Origin of the sequence: Pseudomonas sp. MF6776 (assembly GCF_016613125.1) — a bacterium.
Taxonomy (GTDB): Bacteria; Pseudomonadota; Gammaproteobacteria; order Pseudomonadales; family Pseudomonadaceae; genus Aquipseudomonas; species Aquipseudomonas iridis.
Window position 1 is genome coordinate 361095 of the sequence record NZ_JAENSQ010000002.1, and the last position, 12600, is coordinate 373694.

General features: G+C 61.1%; 9 protein-coding genes. 2 read left to right on the forward strand and 7 right to left on the reverse strand.

Translation table 11 applies throughout. From position 1 onward, the window contains the following. Positions 1–77: 77 nt before the first annotated feature. The 6 genes from JJD74_RS03645 to JJD74_RS03670 all read right to left on the reverse strand — a co-directional run bounded on the left by JJD74_RS03645 (position 78) and on the right by JJD74_RS03670 (position 9904). Positions 78–1406 carry a DUF1329 domain-containing protein gene (locus JJD74_RS03645; protein WP_442793276.1) on the reverse strand — a complete coding sequence of 443 codons (1329 nt, stop codon included), beginning with the start codon at positions 1404–1406 and terminating at the stop codon, positions 78–80. Between the two features lie 175 nt (positions 1407–1581). After that, positions 1582–3540, reverse strand: coding sequence for a DUF1302 domain-containing protein (locus tag JJD74_RS03650; RefSeq protein ID WP_047299673.1), 1959 nt, complete (start codon positions 3538–3540; stop codon positions 1582–1584). 49 nt (positions 3541–3589) lie between these two features. Then, complete coding sequence (locus JJD74_RS03655) at positions 3590–4879, reverse strand: phospholipase (protein WP_200611425.1); 1290 nt, start codon at positions 4877–4879, stop codon at positions 3590–3592. A 242-nt stretch (positions 4880–5121) separates the two neighbouring features. Beyond that, positions 5122–6690: an FGGY-family carbohydrate kinase gene (locus tag JJD74_RS03660; RefSeq protein ID WP_200611429.1), complete on the reverse strand. Its 1569-nt coding sequence runs from the start codon at positions 6688–6690 to the stop codon at positions 5122–5124. 20 nt (positions 6691–6710) lie between these two features. Beyond that, complete coding sequence (locus JJD74_RS03665; protein ID WP_200611433.1) at positions 6711–8303, reverse strand: glycerol-3-phosphate dehydrogenase/oxidase; 1593 nt, start codon at positions 8301–8303, stop codon at positions 6711–6713. 5 nt (positions 8304–8308) lie between these two features. Then, positions 8309–9904: an FAD-binding oxidoreductase gene (locus tag JJD74_RS03670; RefSeq protein WP_150596470.1), complete on the reverse strand. Its 1596-nt coding sequence runs from the start codon at positions 9902–9904 to the stop codon at positions 8309–8311. Positions 9905–10113: 209 nt separating this feature from the next. Here JJD74_RS03670 and gliR point away from each other — a divergent pair, with 209 nt between their 5' ends. Both gliR and JJD74_RS03680 read left to right on the forward strand, forming a co-directional pair. Next, positions 10114–11130: an AraC family transcriptional regulator GliR gene (gene gliR, locus JJD74_RS03675; RefSeq protein WP_200611435.1), complete on the forward strand. Its 1017-nt coding sequence runs from the start codon at positions 10114–10116 to the stop codon at positions 11128–11130. 513 nt (positions 11131–11643) lie between these two features. Beyond that, entirely contained in the window at positions 11644–12009 is a 366-nt protein-coding gene (locus JJD74_RS03680) for a DUF6124 family protein (protein ID WP_042557555.1), read from the forward strand. A gap of 136 nt (positions 12010–12145) precedes the next feature. Here the strand turns inward: JJD74_RS03680 and JJD74_RS03685 are convergent, their stop codons facing one another. Continuing rightward, on the reverse strand, positions 12146–12514 hold the full coding sequence (locus tag JJD74_RS03685; RefSeq protein WP_200611436.1) for a glyoxalase superfamily protein: 369 nt from the start codon (positions 12512–12514) through the stop codon (positions 12146–12148). Positions 12515–12600: the final 86 nt, after the last annotated feature.

Genomic DNA, 12600 nt, shown 5'->3' on the forward strand with positions numbered 1-12600 from the left:
GCGGGCTTGCCCGCGATTGCGTTAGAACAGCCACCTCAGAATTCCCCCCGCCTTATGTAGGGGGCGTGGTTCTTTCTTTATCGAGTGCCGCGTTGGCGCAATGCCGACGGCATGAAGTACGCATCCTCAGGCGCAGGTTGGGCGAAGTCCACGGTTTCCGATTCTTCGTTGTCGAGGTTTTGCACGTAGTAACGGCGTGCCTGCAAATCGTGGAAAACGTCGAGCGCGCTCCAGGTGGTGGGCAGGTCGTAGAAGTTTTTCAGGTAGGCCATCGACACGCGCCACAACTCCCCTCGCCCGTCGTATTGATCGACCAGCGCAGCCCCCCAACTGTCCTCATCCAGAAACAGCACGCGCTTGGAATAGATGTGTCGCGAACCAGGTTTGAGGTTGCCTTCCACCACCCACACGCGGTGCAGCTCATAGCGGGTGAATTGCGGGTTGAGGTGGCCGGGGGTAAGCAGTTGCGCGTACTTCACGTCGGGGCTGCCGACTTTGTAGTTGTTGTAGGGAATGTAGATTTCCTGCTTGCCCTTGAGCTTCCAGTCGTAGCGATCCGGCGAACCGTTGAACAGGTCGGTGTCGTCGGCAGTGCGCAGGCCATCGGACGAGGCGATCGGCGTGTCGTACGCAAGGTTCGGCGCGCGGCGCACGCGACGTTGGCCGGCGTCGTAGATCCAGGCCTGGCGCGCATCCTTGAGCTGGTCGAGGGTTTCGTGCACCAGTGCTGCACCGCCAGCCAGCCGTGCCGGACTTTTCACAAATGCCACGTAGTAGAAGAGGATGTTTTTCAGGTCGGCAAACTGTCCACCGGGACGGTAATAGTTGAACAGCGCTTCCTGCTGCGAGGTCACCAGCGCGAAGCTGCCGTTGCGCTGGACCGGCGCCTCGGAGGCACGGCGTACAACGTAGATGCCGCGATAACGGGTGATGTGATTCCACAGCACTTCGACGCCATCCTTGGGCACCGGGAACGGCACGCCGCCATAGGCATCGGAGAACCCGCTGCCACCTTCGAGCAGCTTGGCCGAGGTCGCATTCTTCAGGGTGTTGTCATACAGCCATTGCGGCGCCGAACCTGATCGGCGCGAAGGATAGACCGGCATCTGGAAGGTGTCGGGGTAGCTGTTGAAAAGCGCAATCTGGCCCGGGCTGAGATGGGATTTGTACTGATCGAGATTGGCTTTGGTTATGGTGAATAACGGTTTGTCCGCTGCAAACGGATCGGGGTGATGCTGGCCCGGTTTGTAGCCTGCCGGGGCCTGGGTGATGCCGCCGGTCCAGGCCGGGATAGTGCCCGCTGCGTTGCCGGCGCGCTCGGCACCGAGTGGAGTCAGGGTGGTTTTCAATTGTTCGGCTTGCTGGGGGGTGATGGCGGCGAAAGCACCGATGGCCGAAAGGCTCATGACGAGCGCCAGCGCGATTTTGGTCAGTCCTGAAATGTCAAACATGATCTTCTCCAAATACATAAACCTGTGGGAGCGAGCCTGCTCGCGAAAGCCGTGTGTCAGTCGACATGAATGTTGAATGTGCCGACCTCTTCGCGAGCAGGCTCGCTCCCACAGGGGCTGTGTGTAGCCTTCAAAGGAAATACTTGAGGTTGAACCCGACGTTGTCGCGATCGCGAATGCCGTTGTTCTGCCCGCCGCCGTAGAACTCGGTGTACTGCAACTCGGCCTCGAGCTTGTTCTGGTAGTTGGCCTTGATCCCCAGCGTGTAGGCCTTGCGACCTTCGATGGTGTTGCCGGCCTGATAGCTGTTGCCCTTGAAATCATCCTTGTAGACGACGTACGGCGAGACGTTGACCCCGGCGTAGACGTCGTTCCACGTGCCGTTGAGCATCGCCGTGTAGCTGTAGGAATCGCGGTTGACCTGATCGTCACGCTCACCGCCGGACACATAGGAATAGTTACCGGTGCCGGCGTAATAACGATTGCTGCCGTCGAAAGCGGTGTATTGCAGGTTGCTGCCGCGCAGGTGCTCGGAGGCCAGTTCGAAGATGCCGAACAACGAGTCGAACGACCCGGTCGGACCGAAGTTGTAGATGGTACCCAGCGAGGTATTGAACGCTTCAACGCGCTCGGCGTTGTTGATCTGGCTGTCGAGGGTGACCATTTGCCCGCCGACATTGATCGACTGGCCCGTTACCGCCGCAGCTGCACCGTTGGCCAGATCGCCGATCAGGTCGTTGGTGGCCGCAACGCCGATGGGCAGGTTCGGCCGATAGGCCACTTCACCGAACACCGAGGCCTCGCCCAACGTGGTGTTGAAGCTGAAGCCGTACATGCGGATGTCTTCGGCATAGCGACGATGCGCCTGGATGTTGCCCATCACATCCGCCGTGGCCAGACCATCGGCGAGTGCCCCGGCCTGACTGCCGGCAACACCGGCCAACAGATTGGTCAGGGCGTTCATGTCGATGCCGTTGTACCCACCCAGATCCGCCGCAATGGTCGGCTCCTTGGCGTGGTAATTAACCAGGTACAGGCCAAACTCAGTGCTGTTGAGCTGCTCGGCGATGTAGCGAAAGGCAAAACCAAACTGGCCGTCGTTGCGCGCGTTGTAGTCCTTGCCGACAGACGCCACTTTGAGCGTATTGCCGTACGCCGGAGTCACGCCGTTGGCGTACAGCCCGGTGGATTGCAGGACCGGGCCGAGCAGCGGGTTGTTGCCCAATGCGCTGTACAGACCGATAACATTGCCGAATCCTGGCACGGGTGTGTCGAGAGCGGTGCCGCTGAAATCGTTGTAGCCGGTGTTGCCGCCGTCGGCGAACAGATCGGTTTGCGAGTAGAACGTGCCGACCGGATCGATGCGGGTTTCCTTCCAGTTGGTCTGGTAAAAACTCTCCAGGGTCAGGCTGTCAGTCAGGCCGATGTTGAAGCTCAGCGCCTCCACCGGCACCAGCACTTCCTTGACCTCGGCGCCGGGCAAACGGTACTTGGCCGCGTCCACCGGATTGGTGGTGTTGATGCCGCCGCGATAGAAAATCCCCTCGCCCCAGTTGAACACCTGACGGCCGACGCGCGCCGTCACCGGCATCTGCGCGACGTCCCAACTGCCGTGGACGTAAGCGTCGAGCATCTCGATCCGGCTGCCGGCGATGTCGCGGGTCTGGCTGGTGAAGCGGTCGTCCTGCGGGTAGCTCTGGCTCGGTTGTGACGGATTGTTGTTGCGGTAGTAATCGTTGCGTTTATCCATCAGCTGGGTGTCGTAGAACGCGGTGCCGCGCACGAACAGGCCGTAGTTCTGATAGTTGGCCTCAAGCTCCGAGGTGATTTTGTACACCTCGGAAACCAGCCCGGTGTCGAAGTTGCGATTGCCGTCGTTGGTATTGACGTCATCGTTGGTTTTGTCGCGCCCCTGCACCCGCCACAAACGACCATAAGACAAGGTCGTGTCAAACGAACCGGTGACCTGTTTATCCAGCACGCTGAACTCGGCGGCCTGCACCCCGTCGACCGCGCAGAGTTGCAGCAGCCCTGCCAGGCCGACACCGGGTAGCACCGCACCAGACAGGCGCAATCGAGTGTTGATCATCTCTTCCTCCTTCCCTGTTTTTTTATTGTTTTTGGTCCTGCCGCGATGGCTAGGGCGCTAGTCCCGCACTGACATAAATCCGGCTGTGCGCGCCGAAATGGCCGAGCAGTCTGAACAGCTGTTGATTGAGTGCCGGATGGTCGAAATCTTCGCGACGCAACTGATTGCCGCTGCTGAAATCATTGGTGACCGGCGCCGTCTCCAGCCACTGACCGATGGCTTCATCGAACGCGGCGGAGTCATCAACAGACTCGGCGCTGACCACCTCGCGCAGGTAGTCCACGGAGTAAGGTGGATACTGTTTGTCCTGGGAAAAATCGGTGTAAGCGTCGAGCATCGGATGCGCTTGCCCGGCGCGCAGCAAGCGTCGCAGCCAGGTCGTCTGGTATTTCTCGACCTCCATATGCCGCGTCGCAACACGCTCGATTGACGCCTGTTTGTCGCCCGCGAAACCGGCCAGTGCCTTACCTTCCAGCAGCAGAAGACTGGCAAGATCGACGCCGGGCAACGGCTTGGCGTGATACGGCTGGGTCAGGTCCTGGACGTGGTGCAGGCCCCAGCCGAGAAAGCGATAGCCCCAGTAAGGATGGCCGCTGGCAAACGCCAGTCGTGCCAGGCCCATGTATTGATACGCGCGCCAGTGCGGCCAACTGCGCTCAAGAAAACCGGCAGCGGCATACACCACCGGGCTCTCGTGGAAGAACCCCATGTGGAAAGGAGCCTGGGAACTGTACTGAAACCGCGCATCGCCAAAAGGCTGCGGGCCGAAGCCGTATACCGCGCCGACTTCGCCCGGGTTGTCGCTGAACAGATTGATGTCGTGACCGTAATCCGGTTCGTCGGCAGCGCTGGCCAGCACCGCAAGTGGCGCGACTTTTTCGCCTTCAGCGACAACGATGAAGCGCTGGCGATTCCATGGCGAGAGCGTCTGCTCGACCATGACTTGCTCGGCGCTGAGGTGTTCGCGTTCCGGCAGATCCTTGCCCGGCAAAGGCTGGATCACCATCGCCAGATGAATCTGTGGATTGATGCGCAGCGCGGTGAGGAAATCGTGGCGCAGGTTGTCCCCCGGCACGGCGGGCAATTGCAGATTGTCGGGGCGCGCAGGGTATTGGGCGAAGTGCTCGCGGGCGAAGCGTTCCTGTTGCTCGAGCAACGCAACCACGGCCGGATATTGCTGCGCGAGAAACTGCTCCAGCGGCTCGACTTCGACCTGCGGCGCATCACGCAGCGCGGGCAAATCCTGCAACGCCAGGTAGCTGCCCACCGTATGGTTCGACCAGCCCCAAGCGCTCGGGGCCGTTGCAAAAAGCAGCAACAGGAGGAATGTCAGCTTCATTGCTTGTGATTCTTATTGGAGATGCCGTGGGGGATGAGCCTAGCAACCGACCCCGCCGCTGACACTGTCCAATCTCACCAGAAAAGGTCTCCGATAGCGCCACGCGCAATATGCAAATAACGCCACCGTATCCTGTGGGAGCGAGCCTGCTCGCGAAAGCAGAGTGTCAGCCAACATTGATTTAATGGATACACCGCCTTCGCGAGCAGGCTCGCTCCCACAAGGGGATGGGCGGTGGTGGGCTAGGCGGGGTAACCGGTGATTTTCCGGATGCTTTGGTACAGCGGCTTGAGCTGGCGATACATGCGCAGGTAGACCTCTTTGTACAATTGCTCGTAGATTTTTTGCGCCTCGGGTTGCGGCATGAACACCGCACCCACCCGGGTCATCGCCGCGATTGCCGTGGGGAAATCCGCATGCAGTCCCAACCCCACCGCGCAGCAAATCGCCGCGCCCAGGCCGGACGCTTCGTACACGTGCGGACGCTCGGCGGGCAGGCCAAAAATGTTCGCCGTCAGCTGCATCGCCGCATCACTTTGCGAACCGCCGCCAGCAACACGCAGCCGTTTGACCGATACCTTCGAACGCCGCTCGATGTTCTCCAGGCCCTGGCGCAAGGCATACGCCAGCCCTTCCAGAATCGCCCGATAAATGTGCGCGCGGGTGTGCACATCGCCGAAGCCGATCATCGCGCCTTTCGCTTCCACGCCCGGCTCGCGAATGCCTGGCGACCAGTAGGGTTGCAGCATCAACCCCATCGATCCAGGTGGCACCGCATCCACCAATGCATCGAACAATTGCTCGGGCTCGATGCCCTGCTCCTTGGCCTGCTGCATCTCGCGCAAACCGAACTCGTTCTTGAACCAGCTGACCATCCAGTAGCCGCGATAAATCATCACCTCGCAGTTGAATTGATCCGGCACCGCCGACGGATAAGGCGGGATCAGCGGGACGATTTCCAGATAGCGCGAGCGGGTGCTGGTGATCGTCGCCGTGGTGCCGTAGGACAGACACACCGTGCTCGCATCGACCACGCCGGCACCGACCACCTCGCAAGCCTTGTCGGCCCCCGCCGCAATCAGCGGCAGCCCTTCGGGGATTCCGGTGTGGCGGCTGGCTTGCGCGGTGATGTAGCCGAGGGTTTCACCGGGTTTGTGCAGGGTCGGCAGTTGCTCGGGGCGCACGGCCAGGGCCTGCCATTTCCAGTCACTCGGTGCGGCCCATTTCAAGCGTTTGAAGTCGAACGGCAAGTAGCCGACGCAACACCCCACCGAATCGACAAAACGCCCGCACAGGCGATGGGTGAGAAACCCGGAGAGCAGCAAAAACTTGTCGGTCGCCGCCCACACTTCGGGCTGATGGCGAGCGATCCAGTTGGCCTCGGCCTGGGCGCGAAAATGGTCCACGGTGGCCTGCGCGCCGACCAGTTTGAACAGCCAGCCCCACGGCCCTTTTATTCCACCTTCGACCTCACTCTGGCGTTGATCGAGCCACAGGATCGCCGGGCGCAACGGTTTGCCTTCGGCATCGACATTGATCACGGTGCCGCGCTGTGTGGTCAGGGAAACGCCGGCAATCTCTGAGCGATCAATGCCGGTTTGTGCCCAGACTTGCTGGCAGGCCTCGCCGAGTTTCGCCCAGTAATATTCCGGGTCCTGCTCGGCCCAGCCCGGCTGTGTCGAGTAATAGGCCTGCAACTCGACTTTGCCCTTACCGAGCAAATTACCCTGCAGATCGAAGAGCAGCGCGCGCACGCTTTGGGTGCCGTTGTCGATAGCCAACAGGTAGCGCTTGTTCGGGTGGTTATCCATGGAGCTCTCTTCAAGGGGCATCAAGGCGTGGCATCCGGCAAACCGTGATGGCGTTGCCACAACGCCTGATAACGCTGTAACTCATGCTGCCAGTATTCGTCGCTCCAACCCAATCGCGGCTGACAGAGCTGGCGGATGGCGGCGAAATAATCTTCGCCACCGCGTGGCAGCAACAGCCCCAATCGGGTGCGGCGCAGCAGCAGGTCATCCAGGTGCAGGACCATTTCTGCTTCGCAGGCGAAGGCCAGTTCAGCCCACAAGGTGTCGGTGTTGCCGACCGTGTCGTGGCCCAGCTCCGTGAGCAGTTGCGCCAGCCTTGGCAGGTCCCGGCCATGCCGCCCGGCCAGACGCCGCCACTGCTGCGCGCCAAGTCCGGGGATCGCCAGCGGCGGCACGGCGGCGAATACCGGCGCGGCGTCATCATCAAACGGCCGATCAAGCATCGCCGCGCAAGCCTTGAGTACTTCGATGGCTTGCGGGCGAAACGTCGTCAGTTTGCCGCCGGCCAGGGTCACGCAACCCGGCTCCTGCCACAGCACGTGCTCACGGGTTTCGTTAGACGGTTTGTCTTGATTCGCCCCCGCGCCACCGACCACCGGACGCACGCCCGACCAGGTCGACAGCACATCGGCTGCGATCACTTCTGCGCCGGGGAACTGTTGCGTGCAAGCCGCCAGCAAGTAGTCGAGTTCTTCAGCACTGATGCTCGCGCTTTGATCCAGATTTTCGTGATGATCCAAATCCGTGGTGCCGACCACTGTCGCGCCCTCCCACGGGAAAACGAACACCGGTCGCCGATCACGCTCATGCAAAAAGGTGAACGCCTGCGCCACCGGCAGACGCCAGCCCGGCAACAACAAATGACTGCCGCGCAAGGGGCGCAACTGCCGTGGTGCCTCGGCTGGTCGTAGGCGTTCAGCCCAGGCGCCGGTGGCCACGGCCAGCACGCCACAGCGCAATTGCAGGGACGCGCCAGCCTCGCAGTCCTCAACCTGAACCCCGCGCACGCGCCCGTCCTCACGCAGCAAATGCTCAACGCGCACGCCGTTTAGCACCACCGCACCGTCGGCCCGCGCCTCGCTCAACACACGCATCACCAGCCGCGCATCATCGGTCAGCGCATCGACAAAACAGGTACCGCCGAGCAGTTCGGTTTCCTTCACCCCCGGCGCCAGATATCGCAGTTGCTGCGCGTCATGAAAACGGTGGCTGCGCCGCCCGGCCAGAGCGTCGTACACCGAAAGCAAACCACCCAAAACCCGCGGCCCGGGAAAGCCGCCGCGATAGTGCGGCATCATGAAACTCATCGGCTCGACCAGCCCCGGCGCTTCATCGAGCAGGCGCTGACGTTCGCGCACCGAGTCGCGGGTCAACCGCCATTGCCCCTTGGCGATGTAACGCAAACCGCCATGGACCATTTTCGACGATCGGCTGGACGTGCCCCAGGCAAAATCGCGCTGCTCCAGCAGCAGACAGCGCCAGCCACGGCGCGCGGCTTCACGCAGGATTCCGGCGCCACTGATACCGCCGCCGATGACGATCAGATCCCAGGTTTCATCGGCCAGCGTCGGCAAAACCTGCTGGCGCCACGCGGCGTTCCAGTGCGCAGTCATGGTCGTCACTCCGGTAACAGCGTGCCGGGGTTGAGGCGCCCGGCCGGATCGAAGTGCCGGCTCAGCGCCTGCAAGGTGTCCATCGCCAGCGCGCCTTTCTCGCGCAGCAGGTACGGCGCGTGATCCTTGCCCACGCCGTGCTGGTGACTGATAGTGCCGTGGTTGTCGACGATGGTCTGGCTGGCCGCGTGCTTGAGCGCCTGCCAGCGCGCCAGCGTCGCGGGGTAATCCGCCGCAGGGCGAAACACGTAGGTGGTGTAGATGCTCGAACCCTCGCCGTAGACGTGGGACAGATGAGTGAACACATGCACCCGCTCGCCTTCAGCGGCCAAGGCATCGCGCAGGCTGTTTTCGATGAGGTTGAGCAGGTTGTCGACGTTGCTCCAGTCGGTGGCGGTTTCGAGGGTGTCGACCACGTAACCGGCGTTCCACAGGTTCTCGCGCAGGTAGGGGAAACGGAAGCGGTTCTGTGCCCATTTCTTGCCGAGCAAGGTGCCGGTGAATACGCCGCCAAAGGCTTTGAGATGCTGCCGCGCTTGCCTGAGCGACAGCGCATTTTGCCGACGATTGCCGGTCACGCCGAAGGTCAGCAGGCACTTGCCCTCGCCTGCTCCACGCAAGCTCAGGTACTTTTCCAGCCAGGCGATCTGCTGCGGATGGCCGGCCAACGCCAGTTGCGTTTCGGTCTCCACCGCGTTGGACAGGCGCAACATCGACAGCGGAACCCGCGCCTGAGCCAATTGGCGGATGGCTTGCAGCGCTTTGCTCCAGCTCGGCAGAAAAACGCCGTAGAAACGTTCATCGGCGGGCAGTGCGCTGACCCGCACCTTGACCTCGGAAATGATCCCGAAACGCCCCTCGCAGCCCAACACCACTTCACGCAGATCGGGGCCGGCGGCCGAGGCCGGGAACGTGGGGATTTGCAGAGGGCCGGCGAACGTTTCCAGCGTGCCCCCGGCGAACAATTGCTCGATTCGCCCATAACGCAGAGATTGCTGGCCGCTGGAACGACTGGCAACCCAACCGCCCAACGTCGACAGCTCCCACGACTGCGGAAAATGCCCCAACGTGTAACCCCGCGCCCGCAACTGACTTTCCACCTGCGGACCACTGGCACCGGGGCCGAAAGTCGCCAACAGGCTGTGTTCATCAAGGTCGATCAGACGATTCATCCGCGCCAGCGACACCGTCACTACCGGCCGAGCGGAATCTGGCGGGTTGATGTGCCCGGCCACCGACGTGCCGCCGCCGTAAGGAATCAGGCACAGGTCTTGTTCATGGGCGAGCCCCAGCAATTGGCGAATCTGCTCGGCTGTCTCGGGGAATGCCACCGCATCGGGATAATGGCCCAATGTGCCTTCGCGTAACGCCAGCCAATCCGGCAGGCTCTGGCCGCGAGCGTGCAGTAACCGGTCATGAGCATCGACGCTGTACAACGTGTGAGCCCGCAACCGCGATTCAGGCACGCGGGCCAGCGCCGTTTCCAGCGTCGCATCGGGCAGCGCTCGACCGTCGCCCAACCGTTCGGCGAGAAAACTCGCGCCCTGGGCCGGCAGTTCGACCACCGTGGTTGCATCTCCCCAGCCGTTCCAGCGTCGCATGCGTGTGTCCTTTTTCGGTTCTTATCAGCGATATTTCAGGCGTCCATACTAGTCGGCGGCCGAAAAGTGTCACGGTCGCATCCGGCCAGTTCGTGTAGCCAATTGAGTCAAACGTCGCGCAAGCGTCAGCCATTTACTTTAGCCGTGGTTTCAAATTACCTTTCAGGGATTCATCCGCTCATGCACGCTTTGATCAAGGGAATACGATCATGCAATCGCTCGGCTTCACCTCCGTTCCGCCGCTGCTCAAGTACCTGCGCCATGCCGAGCAATTGGGCATGGCCATCGAGCCTGCGTTGGCGGCGGCCGGGTTGCAGGCGCAGCAGTTGAGCGACAACACCCTGCGCTTGCCGGGTGAGGCGCATGAAAAGTTGCTCGATTATTTCTGCGAGCACTCGGGCGATCCGCTGTTCGGGCTCAACGCCGCGAATTTTGTGCTGCCCAATTCATGGAGTGTGCTCGGTTACATCACCATGAACTGCGCGACCCTGGGCCATGCGATGAGCCGCATCATGCCGTTCGAGAAACTGGTGGGCGACATGGGCGTCAGCCGCGCCGAGGTGCAGGATGGCCAAGTACACCTGATCTGGACCTGCCGTTATCAGCGCCCGCGGATTCGTCGGCATCTGGTGGAAAACGTCCTCGGTTCGTGGCTGCAATATGCGCGCTGGATCGCTGATACGCAGATGTCGCCAGCGGCAGTCTGGCTGGAACATTCGTGTCCTGACGAGGTGACGCTGGCGCAGTACGAAGCGTTTTTCGATTGCCCGGTGCTGTTCGATCAACCGTATTCAGCGTTGATTGTGCCGCCGGCGTATTTGCAGTTGCCGCTGCGTCAGGCCGATGCGCAATTGCTGCGCACGCTGGAAGAGCATGCGATGGGTTTGATGGCGACCCTGGAGGATGCGTCGCTTGCGCAACAGGTGAAGAGCATTTTGCGTCAGTTGCTAAAGGAGGGCCTGCCCCGCAAGGAGCAGGTGGCCGAGCATCTTGCTGTGTCGGTGCGCACGTTGCAGCGGCAGTTGCATCAGGCGGGCACGTCTTATCAGCAAATTCTGGATGATCTGCGGCAGGAGTTGGCTGAGCACTATCTGTTGAACAGCACGTTGCCGATTCAGGACATTGCGCAGTATCTGGGGTTTACCGAACCAAGGTCGTTTCATCGCACATTCAAGAGCCGGCGGGGGATGCCGCCCGGGGAGTTTCGGCAGACGCACCGGGGGTGATTGCGCGGGCCCCTTCGCGAGCAGGCTCGCTCCCACAGTTGAACTGTAGTGGACTCAGGTTTTGTGGACAGCACAACTCACTGTGGGAGCGAGCCTGCTCGCGAAGGCGTCCGTCGCCGCACCTCAATCCGACAGGTAAATCCACGCCATATTTAGCGCAATAAACCCGCTACCTCCATGATGTTTAAAGACACTCTGTGTTACGCCCAAGAGCCTACAAATCCTTGCGCCGCGGCCTACGCCTAAGCCAGAATCCGCCGGCTTGTGCGCCCTGGCCTTGCTGCGTAACTTGGATCCGTCACTGATTTCCAGTGATCGGGTTTAGTAGCCCGGCATGTTTGGGGCGTATAGCTCATCAGATCGACAGGCCTTGCCTGAACGTTATGGTGGCTGTGCGCAGGGCGCCTTCGGGCGCGCCGGTTTCCCAGATCCCCGGTCTACTAACCTGCGCACAGCTGCCTCCACTTCTTTTAGTAGAGAAGCGTTGGCCAGCCTCCAATGAGGATCTGGTAAATGTTCAAAGTAACGCCAAACCCGCCGGTCACCGACCCGGCCTCGCCCTACGAATCCCCCGATTCAAAGAAATTCCACGAAGCCGCCGAGCGCGCCCTCGACCACTACCTCGGCCCGCCAACCGCCGAGATCATGGCCGCGCCTTACAAACCCAACGCGCTGTACATGGCCAGCCCCGAGTCCGATAACGAATCCCTGCTGGCAGATGCCAGTGAAACGCTCGGCTCGGCCACCGTCATGCTTAACAACCACGTAGCAATGGTGGAAGGCACCCACCGCAAAACCCTGCAAGGCATCGCGCAAGTCGTGATGCTGGCAGAGCTGGCAGTTAACCGGGTGCTGGACAGATTAGTGCCGACTGAGTAGCGAAAAAGCCCGCTGCAAGACCGTAGTGGTTGGGCAGCGGGCTTTTTGGTTGGCTTGCGATTTTTTACCCTCACCCCAGCCCTCTCCCGGGGGGAGAGGATTAGGCGGGCGGCGTTCCGATGAGGGGCTTCCAGGCTCAAACACTAATCGCATTGGTAAACACCAACCGATTCCCAAACGGATCGGCAATGGTCATGTCCTGGCTACCCCACGGCGTCGCCTGAATCTGCGGATGCGAGAACTTGTATTCCTTGGCCTCCAATTGCTGCTGAAACGCCTCAAGCTCATCGGTCTCGATGCGCAACGCCGAACCCGGCGAGGCATCGCCATGATGCTCGGATAAATGCAGCACGCATTCGCCACGCGACACCTGCAGATATAACGGGAAGTTCGCTTCGAAACGATGCTGCCAGTCGATCTTGAAACCGAGGAAGTCGACGTAGAACTCTACGGCTTTGGCTTCATCGAAAATCCGCAGGATCGGGGTGGTTTTGCCGAAGCTCATGGGTTGCTCCCTGACTGGTTGGCCCAAGAGTGTAGCCGGGCTGGATGTCAGCACTTCGGCTTGTTGATGGTTTTCTTTAGTCGCAA